General features: G+C 44.7%; 19 protein-coding genes. 7 read left to right on the top strand and 12 right to left on the bottom strand.

Annotation, left to right across the window (positions count from 1 at the left end):
* Window positions 1-3: 3 nt before the first annotated feature.
* Together BLW31_RS04270 and BLW31_RS04265 are read left to right on the top strand one after the other, a co-directional pair.
* Complete coding sequence (locus BLW31_RS04270; protein WP_010537785.1) at window positions 4-1,566, top strand: cytochrome ubiquinol oxidase subunit I; 1,563 nt, start codon at window positions 4-6, stop codon at window positions 1,564-1,566.
* Between the two features lie 161 nt (window positions 1,567-1,727).
* Window positions 1,728-2,870 (top strand): cytochrome d ubiquinol oxidase subunit II, encoded by a 1,143-nt coding sequence (locus tag BLW31_RS04265; RefSeq protein ID WP_010537786.1) that lies wholly within the window; start codon window positions 1,728-1,730, stop codon window positions 2,868-2,870.
* Between the two features lie 173 nt (window positions 2,871-3,043).
* On the opposite strand, the gene BLW31_RS04260 is transcribed toward BLW31_RS04265, so the two are convergent.
* The 5 genes from BLW31_RS04260 to wecB all read right to left on the bottom strand — a co-directional run bounded on the left by BLW31_RS04260 (window position 3,044) and on the right by wecB (window position 10,418).
* Window positions 3,044-3,424, bottom strand: coding sequence for a DUF805 domain-containing protein (locus BLW31_RS04260; protein WP_010537787.1), 381 nt, complete (start codon window positions 3,422-3,424; stop codon window positions 3,044-3,046).
* Between the two features lie 127 nt (window positions 3,425-3,551).
* A complete protein-coding gene (locus tag BLW31_RS04255) occupies window positions 3,552-4,508 on the bottom strand; it encodes a D-2-hydroxyacid dehydrogenase (RefSeq protein WP_010537788.1) in 957 nt (318 codons plus the stop codon).
* 112 nt (window positions 4,509-4,620) lie between these two features.
* On the bottom strand, window positions 4,621-5,892 hold the full coding sequence (locus BLW31_RS04250) for a replication-associated recombination protein A (protein ID WP_022301049.1): 1,272 nt from the start codon (window positions 5,890-5,892) through the stop codon (window positions 4,621-4,623).
* A 4-nt stretch (window positions 5,893-5,896) separates the two neighbouring features.
* Complete coding sequence (locus BLW31_RS04245) at window positions 5,897-8,473, bottom strand: DUF5686 and carboxypeptidase-like regulatory domain-containing protein (protein WP_022301048.1); 2,577 nt, start codon at window positions 8,471-8,473, stop codon at window positions 5,897-5,899.
* Between the two features lie 859 nt (window positions 8,474-9,332).
* A complete protein-coding gene (gene wecB / locus BLW31_RS04240) occupies window positions 9,333-10,418 on the bottom strand; it encodes a non-hydrolyzing UDP-N-acetylglucosamine 2-epimerase (protein ID WP_010537791.1) in 1,086 nt (361 codons plus the stop codon).
* Between the two features lie 82 nt (window positions 10,419-10,500).
* On the opposite strand from wecB, the gene BLW31_RS04235 reads away from it, so the two are divergent.
* A complete protein-coding gene (locus tag BLW31_RS04235) occupies window positions 10,501-11,130 on the top strand; it encodes a trimeric intracellular cation channel family protein (protein WP_010537792.1) in 630 nt (209 codons plus the stop codon).
* A 5-nt stretch (window positions 11,131-11,135) separates the two neighbouring features.
* Here the strand turns inward: BLW31_RS04235 and BLW31_RS04230 are convergent, their stop codons facing one another.
* The 3 genes from BLW31_RS04230 to BLW31_RS04220 all read right to left on the bottom strand — a co-directional run bounded on the left by BLW31_RS04230 (window position 11,136) and on the right by BLW31_RS04220 (window position 13,266).
* Window positions 11,136-11,633, bottom strand: a complete 498-nt coding sequence (locus BLW31_RS04230; protein ID WP_022301535.1) for a DUF4251 domain-containing protein — start codon at window positions 11,631-11,633, stop codon at window positions 11,136-11,138.
* Between the two features lie 95 nt (window positions 11,634-11,728).
* Window positions 11,729-12,691 (bottom strand): M48 family metallopeptidase, encoded by a 963-nt coding sequence (locus tag BLW31_RS04225; protein WP_010537794.1) that lies wholly within the window; start codon window positions 12,689-12,691, stop codon window positions 11,729-11,731.
* Between the two features lie 14 nt (window positions 12,692-12,705).
* Complete coding sequence (locus BLW31_RS04220; protein WP_010537795.1) at window positions 12,706-13,266, bottom strand: LemA family protein; 561 nt, start codon at window positions 13,264-13,266, stop codon at window positions 12,706-12,708.
* 242 nt (window positions 13,267-13,508) lie between these two features.
* Between BLW31_RS04220 and BLW31_RS04215 the strand changes: the two genes are divergently transcribed.
* Complete coding sequence (locus BLW31_RS04215; RefSeq protein WP_008763441.1) at window positions 13,509-14,012, top strand: RNA polymerase sigma factor; 504 nt, start codon at window positions 13,509-13,511, stop codon at window positions 14,010-14,012.
* A 210-nt stretch (window positions 14,013-14,222) separates the two neighbouring features.
* Window positions 14,223-15,998 (top strand): hydroxymethylglutaryl-CoA lyase-like TIM-barrel protein, encoded by a 1,776-nt coding sequence (locus BLW31_RS04210; protein WP_010537796.1) that lies wholly within the window; start codon window positions 14,223-14,225, stop codon window positions 15,996-15,998.
* 86 nt (window positions 15,999-16,084) lie between these two features.
* Here the strand turns inward: BLW31_RS04210 and mtgA are convergent, their stop codons facing one another.
* The 3 genes from mtgA to BLW31_RS04195 all read right to left on the bottom strand — a co-directional run bounded on the left by mtgA (window position 16,085) and on the right by BLW31_RS04195 (window position 19,023).
* The gene (mtgA, locus tag BLW31_RS04205) at window positions 16,085-16,828 is read right to left on the bottom strand and encodes a monofunctional biosynthetic peptidoglycan transglycosylase (RefSeq protein WP_029425522.1); all 744 of its coding nucleotides are present in this window, start codon (window positions 16,826-16,828) and stop codon (window positions 16,085-16,087) included.
* A complete protein-coding gene (locus BLW31_RS04200; protein ID WP_010537798.1) occupies window positions 16,806-17,522 on the bottom strand; it encodes a YiaD family glycine zipper/OmpA-like lipoprotein in 717 nt (238 codons plus the stop codon). Before BLW31_RS04200 ends, mtgA begins: the two co-directional genes overlap by 23 nt.
* Window positions 17,523-17,667: 145 nt before the next feature.
* A complete protein-coding gene (locus BLW31_RS04195; protein ID WP_010537799.1) occupies window positions 17,668-19,023 on the bottom strand; it encodes an MATE family efflux transporter in 1,356 nt (451 codons plus the stop codon).
* 92 nt (window positions 19,024-19,115) lie between these two features.
* On the opposite strand from BLW31_RS04195, the gene BLW31_RS04190 reads away from it, so the two are divergent.
* Window positions 19,116-20,507 (top strand): GDSL-type esterase/lipase family protein, encoded by a 1,392-nt coding sequence (locus BLW31_RS04190; protein WP_010537800.1) that lies wholly within the window; start codon window positions 19,116-19,118, stop codon window positions 20,505-20,507.
* An 80-nt stretch (window positions 20,508-20,587) separates the two neighbouring features.
* Window positions 20,588-21,358 carry a hypothetical protein gene (locus BLW31_RS04185; protein ID WP_010537801.1) on the top strand — a complete coding sequence of 257 codons (771 nt, stop codon included), beginning with the start codon at window positions 20,588-20,590 and terminating at the stop codon, window positions 21,356-21,358.
* Window positions 21,359-21,423: 65 nt separating this feature from the next.
* On the opposite strand, the gene BLW31_RS04180 is transcribed toward BLW31_RS04185, so the two are convergent.
* The gene (locus BLW31_RS04180; protein ID WP_010537802.1) at window positions 21,424-21,894 is read right to left on the bottom strand and encodes a GyrI-like domain-containing protein; all 471 of its coding nucleotides are present in this window, start codon (window positions 21,892-21,894) and stop codon (window positions 21,424-21,426) included.
* Window position 21,895: the final 1 nt, after the last annotated feature.

The following is a 21,895-nucleotide window of genomic DNA, read 5'->3' as shown; positions in this document are numbered from 1 at the left end:
ATTATGATTGAAAGTATTGACACCTCGCTGATCGATTGGTCGAGAGCCCAATTTGCGATGACAGCCATGTACCACTGGATTTTCGTTCCGCTCACCCTCGGACTGGCTGTGGTGATGGGAATAATGGAGACGCTGTATTATAAAACAGGCAATGAATTCTGGAAGCGGACTGCCAAGTTTTGGATGAAACTTTTCGGTATTAACTTCGCCATCGGTGTGGCAACGGGGCTGATTCTGGAGTTTGAGTTTGGTACGAACTGGAGTAATTATTCTTGGTTTGTGGGGGATATTTTCGGTGCGCCGCTTGCTATCGAAGGTATTCTGGCGTTCTTTATGGAAGCTACGTTTATTGCGGTCATGTTCTTCGGATGGGATAAGGTAAGCAAACGCTTTCACCTTGCTTCTACTTGGCTGACAGGCTTGGGAGCTACCATTTCCGCTTGGTGGATTCTCGTTGCGAATGCATGGATGCAACATCCGGTAGGCATGGAGTTCAATCCTGATACGGTGCGTAATGAAATGGTAGATTTCTGGGCGGTGGCAACTTCACCTGTAGCGGTCAATAAGTTTTTCCATACGGTGTTGTCCGGATGGGTGCTTGGCGGTGTGTTTGTTGTAGGTATCAGCTGTTGGTTCCTGTTGAAGAAACGTAACCGTGAGTTTGCACTTGCCAGTATAAAGATCGGTGCTATTTTCGGACTGGTCGCTTCGTTGCTGGCAGTATGGACGGGCGATGGTTCCGGCTATCAGATTGCACAGACACAACCGATGAAACTGGCGGCTGTAGAAGGACTTTATGAAGGAGGCACCAAGGTAGGTCTGGTGGGAATCGGAATGCTGAATCCCGAAAAAGAGACTTACAATGATGGTAAAGACCCTTTCCTGTTCCGGATTGAGATACCCAGCATGCTTTCGTTCCTTGCCGAACGGGATGTGGATGGTTACGTTCCGGGAATTACGAATATTATCGAAGGTGGCTATCAGCTGAAAGACGGCACGACTGCCCTGTCGGCAGCCGAAAAAATAGAGCGGGGTAAGACCGCTATCGGTGCATTGGCAGCTTATCGTGCGGCAAAGAGTGCAGGACACGAAGAAGATGCTGCGGTTGCCTATAAAGTGTTGCAGGAAAATATGCCATACTTCGGATACGGATATATTAAAGATGTTAATCAGTTGGTTCCGAATGTTCCTCTGAACTTTTACGCTTTCCGTGTAATGGTGATCTTGGGCGGATATTTTATCTTATTCTTTATCGTTGTGCTTTTCTTTGTATATAAGAAAGACTTGAGTAAGATGCGCTGGATGCATTGGATTGCTTTGCTGACTATTCCTTTGGCTTACATCGCCGGACAGGCAGGTTGGGTGGTTGCCGAATGCGGTCGCCAGCCTTGGGCTATCCGTGATATGCTTCCTACGACGGCGGCTATCTCTAAATTGGATGTAGGCTCCGTTCAGGCTACTTTCTTTATCTTCCTGATCTTGTTTACCGTGATGTTGATTGCGGAAATCGGGATTATGGTGAAGGCAATTAAGAAAGGACCGGAAGAAGAGGTAAGTAATAGGTAACAGGTATTAAGTAATAAGTATTAAGTATTAATCGTAGCTGCTGGCTGATTTGTCATCGTGGTTGACGTTGTTACTTATTATCTATTACTTATTACTTGATACTATATATTGCTTATTACTTGAGCTAATACTTAATACTTAAAACTTAATACTTACATATTATGTATATATTTCTACAACAATATTGGTGGCTGGTCGTTTCCTTGCTGGGGGCCATACTTGTGTTTTTATTATTTGTGCAGGGAGGAAATTCTTTGTTGTTCTGTTTGGGTAAGACGGAGGAACATCGTAAGATGATGGTGAACTCTACCGGGCGTAAGTGGGAATTTACGTTTACTACGCTGGTAACGTTTGGAGGTGCTTTCTTTGCTTCGTTCCCGTTGTTTTACAGTACCAGTTTCGGTGGGGCTTACTGGCTTTGGATGATTATTCTTTTCAGTTTTGTGTTGCAGGCTGTGAGTTACGAGTTCCAGAGCAAGGCAGGGAATTTGCTGGGTAAAAAGACCTATCAGACTTTCTTGGTAATTAATGGGGTAGTGGGACCTCTGTTGCTGGGTGGAGCAGTCGCTACTTTCTTCACCGGTTCTGATTTCTATATCAATAAGGCGAATATGACGGATACGATTATGCCGGTTATCAGTCATTGGGGAAATGGATGGCACGGACTGGACGCGTTGACTAATATCTGGAATGTTATTCTCGGACTGGCTGTATTCTTTTTGGCACGTGTGTTGGGTTCGCTCTATTTCATTAATAGTATAGCGGATAAGGAACTGACCGATAAATGCCGTCGTGCAGTATTGAATAATACTATTTTCTTCCTTGTATTCTTTTTGGCATTTGTAATCCGTACATTGGTTTCTGACGGTTTTGCTGTCAATCCGGATACATTGGAGGTTTATATGCAGCCTTATAAATACTTTATCAACTTTATAGAAATGCCGGTAGTTCTGATCATCTTCCTGACAGGTGTAGTATTGGTACTTTTTGGAATCGGTAAGACGGTTCTGAAAAAGACTTTCGACAAAGGAATTTGGTTTGCAGGGATAGGTACGGTGCTGACAGTCTTGGCTTTGTTACTCGTAGCCGGATATAATAACACTGCTTATTATCCTTCATATACGGACTTGCAAAGTTCGCTGACATTGGCTAACAGCTGTTCGAGTGAATTTACGCTGAAGACCATGGCTTATGTCTCTATTCTTGTTCCGTTCGTGATAGCTTACATATTCTATGCATGGCGTAGTATCGACCGTCATAAGATTACGGAGAAGGAGATGGATGAAGGAGGACATTCTTATTGAATATAACTTTTCCTAAATGGAATAACCGATTGAATATTTTATTGGGATTTACCGGAAATTCCCCTTATATAAGGCAATTTCTATGATATGGAGTTGACTTACATGAGGGGAGTTCTTTTAATTATAACATCCTCTGTAATAGCTTTTCTTTTATGTAACTCATCTATCGTGTTTCAAGCAGAGATGTCTTTTGGGGGATTGTCAGTACTCTTGGCAAATAATAAATATACTAACAGGAAGATATTCGCTATTGGAACGACTAATACCAATAGCCACAGACCGGATAACGAAATATCACGCAATCTTTTCATACATTGTGCAAGAAAATACCATAATGTTATGAGAATCATAACTGTAGTTATAAACAGAATGATTCCTCCCCAAAAACTTAATGAAGGTGTGGTTCCCGGTTTGTAATCGCCTCCAAAGTGTATAAATAGATCGATCATGGATATTGCCAGACATACAATGAAATTTATAATTGACAGAATCATGGATAGCAGAAACTCTTTTCTATTAATTGTGCCTTTCAGGTTAAACTTTAATTCGAACATATTCGTGAGGTTTATTAGTATAAGATTTAATTTCCTTTTAAGGAATGGTAAGATGGGTTAGAGTATAAAGGCTGTTTCAAAATAAAAAAGAAACAGCCTTTTCCGTATTATTCAAATATATAGTCTTTTACTTATTCACTACATTTTCCGGTGTTCCGGAGATATAAGCCTGTAGATTGCTAATGGCAATATTCATCAGACGTTCACGAGCTTCTGTGCTTGCCCACGCGATATGCGGAGTAATGTAGCAGTTCTTTGCAGTCAGCAACGGATTGTCGGCACGAGGAGGTTCCGAAGAAAGTACATCTACTCCGGCAGCATAAATCTTGCCACTGTTCAGTGCATCTGCAAGGTCTTGTTCGTTAACCAATGGGCCACGACCTGTATTGATCAAGATAGCATTCGGCTTCATTAGAGCAAGGCGGCGTGCATTCACCAATTCATGAGTTTCCGGAGTGAGCGGGCAGTGCAGGCTAATGATATCACACTCGCTGAACAACTGATCCAAATCCATTTTCTTGATTTCCGGCGGCAACTGGAAGTGAGACTTTGAAGTCAAAGCATATACCTGCATGCCGAAGCCGATGGCAACGCGAGCAGTCGTATATCCTGTATTTCCCAATCCGACGAGACCGATTTTTTTGTCTCTCAGCTCTATCAGCGGAGTATCCCAGAAGCAGAAATCCTTGTTGTTTGCCCAGCGGCCTTTATGCACTTCTTCCGAGTGGTGCTGTACTTGCTGGCAGATATTGAGAATATGCGCAAATACCATTTGTGCAACAGAAGCTGTGCTGTATGCGGGGATGTTGGTGACAATGATGCCACGCTCTTTTGCTGCTGCCGTATCCACTACGTTATATCCCGTAGCGAGTACACCGATATATTTCAGCTCGGGCAGAGCAGCCATGTGATCGGCGTTGATGATTACTTTATTCGTCAGAATCACTTCAGCTCCGGCTGCGCGTTCCAATACTTCTTCGGGAGCAGTACGATCATAAATGGTACATTCTCCGAGAGCTTTCAAACCTTCCCATGATAAATCACCGGGATTGGCGGCAAAGCCGTCTAAAACTACTATTTTCATTTCAATTTAACTAGTTATTATAAGTTGCTTATTGTCTTATTTGCATTAGCTATTAGCATATCCTCTCATAAATTAATAGTTCATTCATGTGGTGTAACAGCTAATTTATGGCTTATTTTTTGAATCTTTCTCCCCATAGCTGCTGCATCCGTTCTGCATGCTTTTGTTCCGCAGCATTATTCTGTGGTTGCCAGATTCGTTTTTCTTTCAGTTCGTCCGGTAAGAATTGCTGTTTCACAAAATTACCTTCATAGCTGTGGGCGTACTTATATTCTTGTCCGTATCCCAGTTGCTTCATCAGTTTGGTGGGAGCATTACGCAAATGCAGGGGAACGGGTAAGTTTCCGGTAGAACGCACTAGCTCTAATGCATCGTTGATGGCACTGTATGCCGAGTTGCTTTTAGGACTTGTTGCCAGATAAATGGTTGTTTCTGCCAAAGGGATACGTCCTTCGGGCCAACCGATTTTCATTAGAGTCTCAAAACAGGCATTAGCCAGTAGCAGGGCATTCGGATTGGCCAGTCCTATATCTTCGGCAGCAGAGATTACGAGTCTTCGTGCAATGAAAGCAGGATCTTCACCACCTTCTACCATACGGGCGAGCCAGTAAATAGCGCCATCGGGATCACTGCCGCGAATGGACTTGATAAAAGCAGAAATGATGTCGTAGTGCATTTCTCCATCCTTATCATAAGCCAGCGGATTCTGTTGCAGACGTTCGGTTACCATGTCGTCAGTGATGACTACCGTTTCTTCCGTGTCCGATTCTACTACAAGTTCGAGTATATTGAGCAATTTGCGGGCGTCTCCACCGGAGAAGCGCAGCATTGCTGTCGTTTCTTTGAGTTCGATCTTCCGCTCTTTCAGTACCGTATCGGTAGCGATGGCGCGTTGCAGAAGCTCCAGTAAGTCTTCCTTTTCCAAAGACTTGAGCACATAAAGCTGGCAACGGGAGAGGAGAGGGCGGATTACTTCGAATGACGGGTTCTCGGTCGTTGCGCCGATCAGCGTCACAGTGCCATTTTCCACTGCTCCCAGCAAAGAATCCTGTTGAGACTTGCTGAACCGATGGATTTCATCAATAAACAAAATCGGGCTGGATTGCGAGAAGAAGCGGTTGCTCTTGGCACGTTCTATCACTTCACGTACGTCCTTGACTCCTGAAGTCACGGCACTCAGCGTATAAAACGGAGTTTCCAGCTTATTGGCGATAATCTGAGCCAACGTGGTTTTTCCTACCCCCGGAGGTCCCCAGAGGATAAACGAAGAAATGCGTCCCGCATCAATCATCTTGCGCAGGATAGCCCCCGGTCCAACTAAATGTTTCTGACCGATATAATCATCCAATGTCTTTGGTCGTAACCGTTCTGCTAGAGGTTGCATAGTTTTAGAATACCATTAATACCATGAAACGAATACCGTTCTTATTGATACCCGGGTTGTCACGGTAGGTGAAACGATGTACATATTCAACGTGCAGCAGCTTGAAAATGTTGTAGATACCTATGCTTCCCTCGATATACGGCACTTTGGGGTCCATCACGAAGCTGGTGAACTTGCCGTCGCGTGTCGGGAAGCGGAAGAGATCGGGATTGCTGCTCTTGAATGGATTGTTCTTGTCGGTCAATGTTCCCCACAAGGCGCGGACACGGAACATCTCTCTCCATTTCAGATTCTTGATCAGCGGAATGCGGTTGAACAATTTTCCGTTCATGTCATAAGAAAGGGACATGGATGCATAACGGTCGTTCAGGAACTCCATATTGTTGATCAGGGAGAATGTTTCACGTTGAGTGATATATGACAAGTTGGCTTCCGGCAGAATCAATAACGGGAAAGGGACGACATTCCATTCTGCACCTGCTTTTACGCTGCAGTCTATCTTTCCCCACGAAGCGGGAAGCCAGAAGCGTTTCCAGATGCTTGCTTCCGTGCGGTTGAAGTTGTATTCTCCACCCAGTACGCCTTTGAAGCCCATGGCATGAGTCAGTGTAAAGATAGGAGCGTCCAGCGATACCGGAACACGGCGCTGCTTGGAGTTGACAAAAGACTCTCCCGGAGCATAACGCAGCGTCACACTTGCTTCGGAAGTCGTCACATCATGCACACGGGTTTGTGCAGCGTCATTCCGCAGGTATTCCAGTTTGCCGGCAGGCTCGTCGTTTCGATGACGGAGCATAGCTTTTACTCCGAATCCCGTAAGCGTTTCGAGTTCGTAGTTGATGGTGGCATCGCGCATATATGACATCTGGTCTACTGTCGTTGTTTTTATCGAAAGGAAGATGTTGTCTTTGTCCGTAAACAGGAACTTGTCCATCGGAGACATTACGTCATAACTGTATGTAGCAGATATGAAATGTTTGGGGAATTCCCACACCACATAATCCCGTTTGTTGAAAGAGTAAGTCAGCGTTCCGCTATATTTCCACTTCTCATCTTTCAGACCGTAGGCTCCGTATCCGCTCAGGAACCAGTGTTTGTCAAAGTGGGCAGTAGTCATACCACTCAGGCGGAAGCGGGTTCCGTCGATGTAGTTGCTCGAAATCATCGTGTTGATAGGACCGATATCCACTTTACTCTTATGGTCTTTACTACCGGTTTCCACGAAGTTCTCGATCAGTGCTTTCGCACCAAAGATGATATATTTGAATCCCGGGATTTGTTCCAGACGATTGACGAATACATCCATATTGCTTTCCTTCTTGGTCAACGGTACTTGGCGCACACTCGCCCAATATTCGTCACTCTTCGAAAGCATATCGGCTTCTTTGATCACAGGGCCTTTCAGGCGGAACAGCCGCTGCTCTATCGGGTCAAACTTATAATTGCTGTATTTAGTCGTTCGTTCTACCTGTAGTCCTCCCGCTGTTTTGTTGGAGCTCCATGAAAGGTCTACTGTCATGTCGTCATCTGCCAATACCCAGTTTCCGTTAGGAAGTTGCTCGTACTGTTGCACGATGTCCATGCGGTTGACGAAGTTGACGCCACTCTTTTTAGGCAGGTTCATCGTACACTTCTGAACAGCATAGGTCGAATCTTTCAGCACATAAAGATGTCCTGTAAATCCGAAATCCTGTGAGTTCTGCGGTACGAAAGTCAGATGTACGCATTCGCGCTTGTCTACCATCAGCGTATCCATCAGATAGTACTTATAAAAGGAAATGGCATTGTTGCCGATAGGACTTACGAAACGCTGTTGGAGCAGCCGGATGTCATCGTCGTAGATGTTGATATCTGCAAAAACGTCCTTCAGCACAGTCCCCAGCATGTCTCCCGTAGAGAAAAACTCTTCGATACCGTTGGAGTTCTTTCCTTTGATGATGGTCTTTTTGCTTTCAGGGTCTTTCCGGAAGATGGTCTGTGATGCCGTCTCCTGCACGGAGATCGGGAGAATCAGTTTGTTGGTAGTCTCCGATACTTCTACCTGATCTTTGAGGAATGAGTATTTCTTGTAGATACCTCTTTCCAGTTTCTCCGGTGTCAGGTCGTTGATGGACATCTTCATTTTCTCGTACTTGTCGTACTGGTAGTAATCGTTCACTTCGAGCACCTGTGCTTTTTTGTGTTCGATTACCTTCTTCATGAATTCAACTGCCGGATTATTCTTTCGGGAATATTTTTCTTTCTGGGGTTTTACGACTACTTCAGTGAGCATTACATCGTCCGGAGAGAGTTTGACATTGACGGTCTGATTTCCGGAGCCTACTTTGACAGTTTTGCTGACATATCCGATGGAAGAGAAAATAAGCGTTCCACCGTTTCTTCGTGCGTCGAGCTTATATTCTCCGTCAATATTGGTGACAGTACCCATATCTCTCTTGTCTTGATAGTAGACAGAGATATACATTAGTGGTTCATGAGTGACTGAATCAGTTACAACCCCCTTTATTTGCTGCGCAAAAGCATTTGAAACTGCAAATACGACTAAGAGCAGTATTATTATTTTATTATATCGTTGTATCATAACGTTCGTAGTAGGGCTGCAAAGTTAACAAATAACTCTGAGTAAAATAGAGTATATAACTTTTTTTACCCATCGTTTTTTGTTATTTAAGCGAATCAGCCGTTGATTTTTGTTCATTTCTGCGTCATCCTCATCTCGGTGGTGAGTAATTTTCACCTCGGTGGTGAGCTACTTTCACCTCGGTGGTGAGCTACTTTCATCTCGGTGGTGAGTAGCCTTCATCTCCGAGCTTACAGAATTCGGTCCGTATGTGGAGCCATCATAACTTGTATGTAGAATACTTTAATAGAAGTTTGATTCATCCTTGCATGGGAGATTCGTTCATACCTGTTTAAAAGGGGCAGTCTCCAAAAACTGTTTGAGCTCCATACGAATCAGAAAAGAATATATTTAGGCACGGATTACACGGATTTCACGGTTTTAGTGCTATGATTACGTAAAACAACCGTGTTAATCCGTGTAATCCGTGCCTAATCCTCAATTTATAATTTAGTTCATTTCTGTACGGAAAGAAATAATCTGAAAGCAACCGGTTTTTTCAGATTAGTCTGTTTAAAAAGTAAATTGGCGGCGGCGAAATTCTTTCTTTTCTTTCTTAATAATTCTATTTCTTTAGAATAGAATTATATACTCTTCTCTACTCTTCTCTTCTCTACTGGTTTTGATTGGGTTTTTGCGCCCTATCCATGGGGGGGCAGAGCTTTTAGTTTTTCAAATCAAGTAATATTTCCCCCATTGTTTTTTACCGAATTTCCTCCCGTTTTTCATTCGCTTTCCGGTAGTATTAGGTATTAAGTATGAATGCGAATCAGCAGTTGAGTCCGGTTCAATAACAAATGAACCGGACTCATTGCCTTCGTTATTTATTTGTTAAAATCTGTACGATTCGTTCGGCTGTTCGACCATCCCAGCGTTCGGGAAGTTCGCCTTTTTTCCATTCGCCTTTCATCAGCGTATCCATAGCCCGAGCGAGTGCGGACGGATCTTCACCGACCAGTTCATTCGTTCCTACGCGCCACGTTTCCGGATGTTCGGCATACGTATTGAGCGTAATGCAAGGGATGCCGAGGAACGTAGCTTCTTCGGCTACATTGCCGGAGTCCGTAATGATTCCTTTGGCTTTGTTGATCAGGTATCCGAAGAAAAGATAATTCTGCGGAGGCATGATGTGGAGATTCGGGGCTTCTATGCCGAGGTCTTTGACCGCATTGCGCACATAGGTGTGCATGGGAGCCACGATAGGCATACCGTCCGCTTTTTCGATCATAGTTTCCATCAATTGTCGCAGATTCTCTTTGTTGTTGAGTAGTACGCGTCGGTTGAGGGTGAGCAGGAGGTAATTGCCTTCCTGAAGTCCCAGAACAGAGAACCATACCGGCTTAAGCAGTCGGTTCCGGTTGAAGCGGACAGTGTCTACCAAAATGTTGCCGACGTAATAAACGTTTTCGCTTTCCGTACCCGTCTGATTCAGGTTTCGGTTGGCTACCATGCCGGCGGTAAACAGATAGTCGGATATTCCGTCGGTAATCATACGGTTCACTTCCTTCGGCATCTTCATGTCAAACGAACGTGTACCGGCTACCAGATGAGCTACTTTGATTCCTTGTTTCTTGGCTACGATGGCACAACTCATGGTTGCTGTCAGGTCGTCCACTACCAGAACGACATGTGCCGGATTCTCCGTCAGTTCCTGCTCGAAAGCGATCATGATTCCGGCTGCCAGACTGGTGGGGTTACTGCTCTCCACTCCGAGGTAAACGTCGGGAGCTTTCATGTCGAGATCCGAAAACAGGGAAGCATCCAGACTTGTATCGTCCCGTCTGCCTGTATATACCAAACGGTAGGAAATGCTTTTACCCAGCCCTCTTGCGGCTTCGATAGCGCGCGTGATAGGGGCTATTTTCATGAAATTGGGGCGTGCCCCGGCAACAATTGTTATTTTCATATTGTTTCTATCTAATTCGTGTAGCAAAAGTACATTTTCTTACGGAATTTATTCGTTACTTTGCATACAAAATAACAAATATATGCCCACATTCGTTCAGATTCTTGATTTTATAGGCACATTTGCCTTTGCTATTAGTGGTATCCGGCTAGCTTCGGCAAAGCGTTTCGACTGGTTCGGAGCTTATGTTGTAGGTCTTGCTACCGCTATCGGTGGCGGTACTATTCGTGATGTACTGCTGGATGTGACTCCCGGATGGATGACGAACCCTATCTATTTAATCTGTACAGGACTTGCCTTAATCTGGGTAATCTGCTTTGGCCGCTGGCTGATTCGTTTGAATAATACCTTTTTTATATTCGATACCATCGGACTCGCACTGTTTACGGTAGTCGGTGTGGGCAAAAGTATCGCTTTGGGCTATCCCTTCTGGGTGGCTATCATTATGGGTAGTATCACCGGTGCGGCGGGAGGTGTGATCCGTGATGTCTTCATTAATGAGATACCTCTGATTTTTCGAAAAGAGATCTATGCGATGGCATGTGTAGTAGGCGGCATCGCTTACTGGCTGTGCGATGCCGCAGGTATGGAATCTTATGTCTGTCAGCTCGTTGGCGGATCAGCGGTGTTCATCACGCGTATTCTTGCTGTGAAATACCACATTTGCCTTCCTATATTAAAAGGTAGCGAAGAGACTGACAGTGATTCTTAAGGATTTTACTTCTTGTTCTCTGTATCCAGTTCTCCCCGATAACTGATGGACTGGCGATTCTGCATGATGACGTCAATGCTGGCAGTACCGTTCGAGAATACTTTGGCACTGAACTCAAAGAAATCTTCCGGACTTCGGGCGGAGAACTTGATAACTGCATTTCCCTTCTTATCCAAATCCATTGTATATTCTTTGAGGGGGGCATTGAAGATCAGCCCGCTTCCTCCGCCATAAGGAACGCTATAAGCACGTCCGTAGTAGGGCAGGTAAGAGAATACCGAATCATTTCTGATTTCCAGCGAGTATGGAGAACTCAAAGTGATATTACGTCCACGCATGGGCATAGCTGTGTTGACGTCTATCTTGTAGTTTTCTGATACGATCAGCTGTCTGACAGCTTCTTTCTTTTGTTCCTTCTTCTCTTTCTTGGTTTGTGCGGAAAGAGTTGGGATTCCTGCCAGCATAGCCAGCAGTAGCATAAGGATTTGTTTTTTTGTTTTCATATCAGTTATAGTTTAGTGTATATATGTATAACACTCAAATATACTAAAAATAAGGAGTCTCCCTGCTTTCTTTAATGAAAATTAAACAGAAATCCCTAGAACTGTTCCAGAATGGAGATTCGTTTCTCGATAGGGGGATGTGTGGCAAAGAGACCGCTAAAGCCGCTGAGAGCACTTTCTGACTGCTTGCCGGGATTCTGAATGAATAACTGTGCCACATCTCCGCGTTTTACAGCTTCTATATTCGGATCATCTGAAATCTTACGCAGGGCACTGGCCAGTGCCAACGGGTTCTTTGTCATTTCAGCCGACCCGGCATCTGCCATATATTCACGTTTCCGTGAAATGGCGAAACGCATCAGGCTGGCAAAGAAGAAGCCGACAGCAGCGATTACTAAAGCAATCAGCATAATGAGGATGACACCTCCGCCATTTTTCCCATTGCTGCGTATGCGCGTGTGCGTGATAGTATAGAAGGTGATTTGTGCCAGCATCGAGAAGATTCCGACAAATACAATGGAGACAATTAGCAGGCGTACGTCCCGGTTGCGGATATGAGTCAGTTCATGGGCGATGACCGCTTCGAGTTCTTCATCGTTCAACTTCTGAATAATCCCCCTTGAGAGGGTGACGGTATAAGTACGGTCGTTGATGCCACTGGCAAAAGCGTTCAGCGAATTGTCGTCAATGATGTTGATTTTAGGAGTCTTCATTCCGTTCGCCATGCAGAGGTTCTCTACCAGATTGTAGACACGTTTGTTCTCCCTGCGGTCGAGCGGCTTTGCACCTGTGGCAGCTTTGATAATGCTTGTATTCATCCAGAAAGCAATCAGGAACCAGATCAGTACGATGCCCATTGTGTAGGGGAGGGCATTGATAAATAAAGGATTGATCATTTCCAGCATCCCTGTCTCCATGCTCTCGTCATGTCCTAGGGCAACCAGCAAGTAGCATGCCAAATAAAGCAGTGCTGCTACCAGGCAAGGAAATAGAAATAACAGAAAGACAGAGCGGCGGTTGTTCCGGCTCTGCTGTGTTTGAATTCCGACGTACTGCATGTGTGCTTCGTTTTTTAGAAACTGATCTTCGGCGCTTGTTCCAGGTTGGCACGTTCGTTGGTACCCAGATCGAACATAATTTCTCTGCGGAATCCTGCCATACCTGCTACGATATTGGACGGGAATGTCTGAACGGCGTTATTATATTCCTTCGTTGCCGAGTTAAAGTAACGGCGTACAGCGGCTAATTTATTCTCCACATCGGATACTTCTTCCTGCAATTGCAGGAAATTCTGGTTAGCTTTCAGGTCGGGATAAGCCTCCAGAGTGATTTTCAATCCCGATAAAGCGGAAGATAACTGATTCTCGGCTGCTATTTTTTCGTCGATCGTTTTAGCGCTGACTGCACCGTTACGTGCCTGAATCACCCGGTCGAGCGTTTCTTTTTCGTGTGAGGCATATCCTTTCACAGTCTCCACTAACTGCGGGATAAGATCGTGACGTTGTTTCAGTTGCACGTCGATGTCTGCAAACGCATTTTCACGGTTGTTTCTCAGTCTCACCAATGAGTTGTACATGGAAGCAAATATGATTCCTAATAATACGATAATTCCTACGATAATAAGTATAGCCATGTCTTTATCTTTTAGTTAATAATACTAGCCAAAAGTAAGTTATTTTGCATTGCCAAGCAAGTAGAAGAGAATAAAAATAGTTCTAAACCACCTAAAAACTATCAAAAAGCACCTGAAAACTATCATTTGACAGTTTCACCCCCTAAGAAATGACGAATTTCCCCCTGTTTGAGTCATAAAATACCTTTAAACTTGCAAATGTCAAGAAAGAAACGAAATATTAACCGTAAAACCCTTAAAGTATGAAAAGTTTAAGTTTCAGAAAAGATTTAATTGGAGTTCAGGAAGAGTTGCTTCGTTTTGCTTATAAATTAACTGCCAATCGTGAAGAAGCAAATGATTTATTGCAAGAAACATCATTAAAGGCCTTGGATAACGAGGAAAAATATGTTCCCGATACAAATTTCAAAGGATGGATGTATACGATCATGCGTAACATCTTTATTAATAACTACCGTAAAATAGTACGTGACCAGACATTCGTAGATCAGACCGACAATCTGTATCACTTGAATCTCCCTCAAGACTCAGGATTTGAAAGTACGGAAGGCGCTTATGACTTGAAAGAGATGCACCGCATCGTCAACGCGCTGCCGAAGGAATATAAAGTACCATTCTCGATGCACGTATCCGGTTTTAAATACCGTGAAATCGCAGAGAAACTGGACCTGCCCCTCGGAACGGTGAAGAGCCGCATATTCTTCACACGCCAACGTTTGCAACAAGAATTGAAAGATTTTGTATAAATTGGGATAACACATCAACCAGACAATTAATGCCGGTAAGGAGCAACGAGTGAGAAACTCGTTTGCTCCTTCGTTTTTGTGACAATATGATATTAAACATATCTTTATAGCCCAACTTATTCGCTGAATGTTTGTTATTATGTCAGAGAACTTTCTATATTTGTATCAACTAGTTAACCTAAGTAATATAAATCTCATCTATTTACGGCAATGAAAAAGGAAATCAAATTTAGTCTCGTTTATCGGGATATGTGGCAGTCGTCCGGCAAGTATCAACCACGTGCCGATCAGTTAGTAAGAATTGCTCCGTTAATTATCGAAATGGGTTGTTTCTCTCGTGTAGAAACCAACGGAGGTGCGTTCGAACAAGTCAATCTGCTGTATGGAGAGAACCCGAACAAAGCCGTCCGGGCTTTCACAAAACCTTTCCACGAAGCGGGCATACAAACTCACATGCTCGACCGTGGTCTGAATGGTCTCCGAATGTATCCCGTACCGGCAGATGTACGCCGGCTGATGTATAAAGTGAAGCATGCGCAAGGAGTGGACATCACCCGTATCTTTTGTGGGCTGAATGAAGTCAGGAATATTATTCCTTCCATCCGTTATGCCCTCGAAGCAGGGATGATTCCGCAGGCAACGTTGTGCATTACGTTCTCACCCGTGCATACCGTAGAATATTATACCGCTATCGCCGAGCGTCTGATAGAAGCCGGAGCACCGGAAATCTGCCTGAAAGACATGGCGGGTGTCGGTCGTCCCGAAATGCTGGGACGTCTGACGAAAGCAATCAAAGAACGGCATCCCGAAATCATCATCCAGTATCACGGACATAGCGGACCGGGGCTCTCCATGGCTTCTATTCTGGAAGTTTGTGAGAATGGTGCGGATATTATCGATGTGGCGATGGAACCTATTTCGTGGGGAAAGGTTCATCCGGATGTTATCTCCGTGCAAGCTATGCTGAAAGATGCAGGATTTCAGGTACCGGAGATTAATATGAAGGCTTATATGAAAGCCCGTGCCATGACGCAGGAGTTTATCGACGATTTTCTGGGCTATTTTATGGACCCTACCAACAAGCATATGTCTTCTTTGCTCTTGAAATGCGGACTTCCCGGAGGTATGATGGGCTCTATGATGGCCGATCTGAAAGGAGTACATTCCGGCATTAATATGATATTGAGGGGTAAGAACGAACCGGAACTGAGCATTGACGATTTGCTCGTGATGCTGTTTGACGAAGTAGAGTATGTGTGGCCAAAACTTGGTTATCCTCCACTGGTAACTCCGTTCAGCCAATATGTGAAGAATGTGGCATTGATGAATGTGATGTCTCTTATCAAAGGAGAGGAGCGTTGGACGATGATCGACAATCATACCTGGGATATGATTCTGGGTAAAAGCGGGCGTTTGCCCGGTACACTTGCTCCCGAAATTATCGCATTGGCAAATGAAAAAGGATATGAATTTACGGACGAAGACCCGCAGAAGAATTATCCGGACCAGCTGGATGAGTATCGCAAAGAAATGACAGAAAACGGTTGGGACTTTGGAAAGGATGATGAAGAACTCTTTGAGCTGGCAATGCACGACCGTCAATACAGGGATTACAAATCGGGTGTTGCCAAGAAGCGTTTCGAGGACGACTTGCAGCGTGCCAAAGATGCTGCTTTGGCCAAACAGGGATTCTCGGAAGAAGAAGTGAAACGGATGAAGCGTGCGAAAGCCGAACCGGTGACTGCTATGGAAAAAGGCCGGATCATTTGGGAGATTGACGTGGAATCGCCTTCCATGCCACCCGAAGTGGGACATAAATATGAGCCGGATGATGTATTTTGTTATATCGCTACTCCTTGGAATACGTATGATAAGGTGTTGGCAAACTTTAGCGGTCGCGTGATCGAGGTATGTGCCAAGCAGGGGGCACTGGTCAATAAAGGTGAGCCGTTGGCGTATATTGAAAGATGTGAGGAGCCGGCATAGTGCATATATAAAATAACGGATAGAAACAATCCCTTTATTCTGGTTCTGTTTCCTGATGGAATACAGACTGGGATAAAGGGATTGCTTTATTTCTTTTTCTTCCTGGTATTCTTCTTCTCTATGGCTTTTTTCTCCACAGGAGGAAATTTAGGAACCAGGTCCATTAGTCTCAATATCTGTTTTTGTCGTCTCAAAATATATGCCGAAGGCTTTGCTGAGTTAAACCGTATCGGGTTGGGGAGCGTAGCGGCAATCAGTGCGCACTGTCCTTTGCTCAACTTGGCGGCTGTCGTATTGAATTTGTATTTGGCGGCAGCCTGTGCACCGTAAATACCTTTTCCCATTTCAATAGAGTTGAGATATACTTCCATTATTCGTTCTTTCGACCAGAACAACTCTATAAGAAAGGTGAAATAAACCTCGAATCCTTTGCGCACCCAAGATGATTGCGGCCATAGGAACACATTCTTGGCTGTCTGCTGACTGATGGTACTTGCTCCGCGCTTCCGTTTCCGTTTCTCGTTTTCTTTGATCGCTTTCTCGATCTCGATAAAATCAAATCCATTATGTTCGGCAAAACGGTTGTCTTCGGAGGCGATGACCGCCATCGGCAGTTGGGGAGATATCTTATCAAAAGAAACCCACGTGTGTTTCCACGTGGGTTTATCTCCTGACGCAAGCTGCTGTACACTTCGGATGACCATCAACGGGGTGACATACACCGGCATAAACCGATAGACAATCACAGCCAGAATGGTAGATGCAAAGAAGAAAATCAGCAGGTTGCGTGCATAACGCAATATTCTTTTAATGGGAAGCGGCTTGTGCATCTTTAATCATCTGCTCACTTGCGTACATGTAAACTTCTACACGACGATTCTGCTCTCTTCCGGCAGCTGTGTCGTTGCTGGCAACAGGATCACTTTCGCCCATTCCGTCCACACCTTTAATCTGGCTGGATGAAACGCCGCAGCTCAACAAATAACTGGCTACACTCTGTGCACGTTCCTGTGACAAGTTCAGATTCTTCTGACGACTTTGTTCGGCAGTACTGTTTCTCCAGCCCTGATTGTCGGTATATCCATAGATGGATACGTCCATGTCTCTGTTCTGGTTGAGTACGTTGTTGGCGAACTTGCTCAATGCAGACTTGGCAGCAGCACTTAGAGTCGCATTACCGGTAGTGAAAAGAATACCCGAATCGAATGTTACCTTTACTGCCTGCAATCCGTTGTTGTCAGTTATCTGCTCTACTTGTGCGCCTTCAATCTGTTTTGCTTCTGCTGCCGCTTTATCCATCTTCTTTCCGATAAGGGCACCTGTTCCTGCACCTACGGCAGTACCAATAGCCGCACCGATGGCAGCACCCTTGCCTTTACCGATAACACCGCCGAGGATAGCACCTAATGCAGCACCCGAACCACCGCCGATTGCGGCACCTTTGCCCGTATTGTTCATGCTTGCGCAGCCACTGAATATAATGGTTATACTCATGAAGAGAACCATCCATTTCATTTTGTTCATAATGCAATGTTTTTTTAATAGGTTTATAAAATAATACTTTAATAAATTAACAACGCAAAGATACATATTATTTGCCAAGGTCATACTTTTTAGGTTAAAATAACTCCGGATGATCTTTGTATATGTTAAATAACAAACGACATGGCTACCTTGTTGACACGGAAGGCAGATTTAAGCATTTTTTCCTGATCATGGTAAACCATCCCAAGAGAATCATTCCTTTAGCAATCGTTGTGACGCATACTGCCCACCAGATGCCTTCTACTCCCATGCCCATCCGTACAAACAGGATGGCAAGCGGAATACGCATATAATTGCATACGATGCTGACAATGGCAGGAGGTACGGTACGTCCGATGCCATAGAACACTCCCTGCATCGTGATTTCGAGCATCATGAATAGCTGCGAATATCCGTCGATACGCAGAAATACACCGCCGGCTTCATAAGCCGCCTGTTCGGGGACAAAAATTGAAAAGACTTCGTTTCCGTAAAAAATGAACAGCAGTGTGCAGAAAGTACCGAAGATTCCTGTCATCCACAAGGTAGTATGCCATGCTTTCAGCACGCGCTCTATTCGTCCGGCAGCGAAATTCTGTGCAATAAAGGCGCTAAGTGCGGTGGAGAAGCCTTGGGAGGTATTCCAGGTGATAGCTTCTATTTGTCCTCCGGTGGTGAAGGTCATCAGTCCGATGTGTCCGCCCTGTTCGGAGGCGGTGCGGCAGAGGAACATGTTGACAAACGCAAATAACGTGTTCAGGGTAGCTACGGGCAGACCTAATTTCAGAATATGCCGTGTGTACTTCTTCTTCAGGCGGGAGAAGAATGGGAAACCGCCGAGCAGGGCGTCCTTGCGGAAACGTAGTTGGTAGATGAAGATAGCGAAAACAGTAGCTTGCGAAAGCCATGTGGCATAGGCGGCACCGTTTGTACCCAGGCCGAATCCGAAGATAAACAGGGGATCGAGAATGATGTTCATAATCAGTCCTGTACCGCTGATATAAAACGGGATTTTGCTTCGTCCTGCTGCATTATAGATACCGGTAAAGGCGGCAGACAGGAATATGAACGGTAATGCGGTGGAGATAATCCGCAGGTATTCGATAGCATTGACCGTGATGTGCTCTTTGAGCTCGTAAATCCGGATAATGGGACTTGCGAATGTGAAAAGCAATCCGCCCCAGCAGAGCGAAATGATCAGTGCAATCGTGATATTGTGTGAAGCGAACTGACGGGCATCTTCTTGGTTTTGTGCACCGATGGATTGTCCTACGCTGACTTCGGACCCTACCTTATTTAATAAGGAGATAGAACCGGACATCCACGTCAGGATTCCTACAGAACCGATGGCTGCTACGGCTTCACTTCCCAACCGTCCCACCCATGCCATATCCGTAAGGCTGTATGCCATCTGTATAAACGATGTTGCCATGATGGGCATCGCCAGATTGAACAGTTGGCGGTTGATAGGACCATGTGTCAGATTCTTTATCCCTTGCATATTACTTTTTCTATTTAAAAGGAGGCGCAAAGATACATAAAATTACTATCTTCGCACATCAAAATATTCATTAATCAAAGTATACAGATACTATGAAACAAAAAATCTCTTCTTTTTGGGTATTGCTCGTCCTGTTGTTAGCAGGTCTGCAAGCCTCGGCACAAAGTGCGCCAAAACCATTTGATATTGAACAACCTTCTCTTCGTGTTTTTCTTCCGGCACCGGAATTGGCAACTGGGCGTGCGGTGGTAGCTTGCCCGGGTGGGGGATACTCCGGCTTGGCGGTCAATCATGAAGGGTATGACTGGGCACCATATTTCAACAAACAAGGAATTGCATTGATCGTTCTTAAATACCGGATGCCGAAAGGGGACCGCACTCTCCCGATCTCTGATGCCGAAGTCGCCATGAAAATGGTACGCGACAGTGCTGACGTATGGAATCTGAATCCGAATGATATTGGTATCATGGGATCTTCCGCCGGAGGTCATCTGGCTTCGACAATCGCTACACATGCGCCTAAAGAGCTTCGTCCTAATTTCCAGATTCTCTTCTATCCGGTGATTACGATGGATAAATCTTTTACCCACATGGGCTCTCATGACAATCTGTTGGGCAAAGATGCTTCTGAAGAACTGGAAAAAGAATTCTCTAACGAGAAGCAGGTGACAAAGGAAACTCCCCGTGCGTTCATTGTTTATAGTGATGATGATAAAGTCGTTCCTCCTGCCAATGGAGTCAACTATTATCTGGCTCTGAATAAGAAAGGCGTTCCCTCCGTTCTCCACATTTATCCCACAGGCGGACATGGTTGGGGAATCCGTGAAGACTTCCTCTACAAGAGTGAAATGCAGAACGAACTGACCTCTTGGTTGCGTAGCTTCAAAGCTCCCCGCAAAGATGCCGTACGTGTAGCTTGCATCGGCAACAGCATTACGTTCGGAGCAGGAATAAAGAATCGCAGCCGCGATAGTTATCCTTCCGTATTGTCTCGTATGCTGGGCGATGGTTACTGGGTGAAAAACTTCGGAGTAAGTGCCCGCACTATGTTGAACAAAGGAGATCATCCGTATATGAATGAACTTGCCTACAAGAATGCATTAGCTTTCAATCCTAATATCGTTGTTATCAAACTCGGGACAAACGACAGTAAATCATTCAACTGGAAATACAAAGCCGACTTTATGAAAGATGCGCAGACAATGATTGATGCCTTCAAAGCCCTTCCGGCACAACCGAAGATTTATCTCTGCTATCCTTCCAAAGCCTATCTGACAGGTGACGGTATCAACGATGATATTATCTCCAAAGAGATCATCCCGATGATAAGGAAACTTGCCAGGAAAAACAACCTGTCTGTCATAGACCTCCATACTGCTATGGACGGAATGCCCGAACTTTTTCCGGACCGCATTCATCCGAATGAAAAGGGAGCCAAAGTAATGGCAGAAACTGTCCGTCGATCTATCATCTCTTTAAAATAAAAAAGATGTTATTGACTATTGAGCTTTTGACCGGATAATTGTATTAATAATATAGCCTTGATATAGGAAAGGAGAATATAATGGTCAGAACAATTGTTGTTTTCGTTTTTGTAACTTCTGTATGTGTTACTGCTGCCTTTTCCCAAACTGTAGAAAAGGAGAATAAAGTAGACGTGCAAAAGAAAAATAGTTCTACGGAAGTAAGCGGACGTTTATTGCTTGAAACAAAAGACATAGAACCGAAGTTGCCGGATATGGAGGTCAAAAAGAAAGCAGCAGATGATAAGTCCACGCAGTCATACGGCTTGACACCCTCAAACCCTGCATCGGGCTTATCTCCTTATTTTTATGATTTTCCTGCATTGCTGGAAAGTAATCCGACATTGACGGATTTTTATAACTTCCGGTGGTATCCGATGAATGGGCGACTTTCTTTTATTGGGAGTGCGGAACAGAAAACTTATTTGGGATTAGGACAATATATGGCAGTCAATGCCGGAGTGCGCTGGGTACCTTCCCAAAGATTTTTCGTTGAGGCAGGAGGTGCCTATAGCCGGCAATACTACTTGGTTTTGCCTATAGCGAGGCAAGATATAGCAGGAATGTATACGAGGATGCAATATACTTTGGCCAGAAATGTCCGTCTAAATGTCTGGGGACAGTACTTTATCTGGGGCAATACGCCTCCTCCGGCTTATAATCCGATATTTCCACATACGGGGATGGGAGCCTCCATATCGGTCGATGTGAAAAAGAATACGGAAGTAAGTGTCGGTGCTGAATATCAGTATGACAAGAATTCAAAGGAATGGAAGATGGAAACGTCAGGCCGCATATCCATTGGCTTTTAACACGGCTGGCTTTTGTCACAGCGTAATTATGTCGTTTCAGCAATTGTAGGCATGTCTCCTGTTTTTTATAGCAAAGGCATTTCAACTCTTGTGACATGTTCTTCTTCGGGCACATCCGGATTACTGTAATAATATTCTATTGATGTTCCGGAAGCCTTATATCCATTTGTCTTTATCCATTCGGCCATCTCGTTATACAGTTGTGCCAATTCATTGTAGTTTCCTCTGTGCAAGCATGAGACTATTCTTCTGGCGGGGATGATGACAGACTTTATGTTTCCGGTCCCTTGTAGAGTTCTCGACGATTTCAATCCGATAATCATTCTTACATGTTCTTCGGTCAGGCTTTCAAAGTCGGGGTACCCGACAAAGGGAATATTGGTGGTCACTTCCCCTTGCTCCTTGAATAAAGTGTCGATTCTTACAAAGTTCTCTCCGATAGCTTGTGGCATTCCTTTCATGTCGGTTTGCACTTCGATAGCCAGAGCAGGCTGCTCCGGTTGCTGTAAAAGCATGATTTCTGATATCTTTGCCATA

The sequence above is a fragment of the Bacteroides faecis MAJ27 genome (assembly GCF_900106755.1).
Lineage (GTDB): Bacteria > Bacteroidota > Bacteroidia > Bacteroidales > Bacteroidaceae > Bacteroides > Bacteroides faecis.
This window is presented reverse-complemented; position numbering and strand designations above follow the sequence as displayed.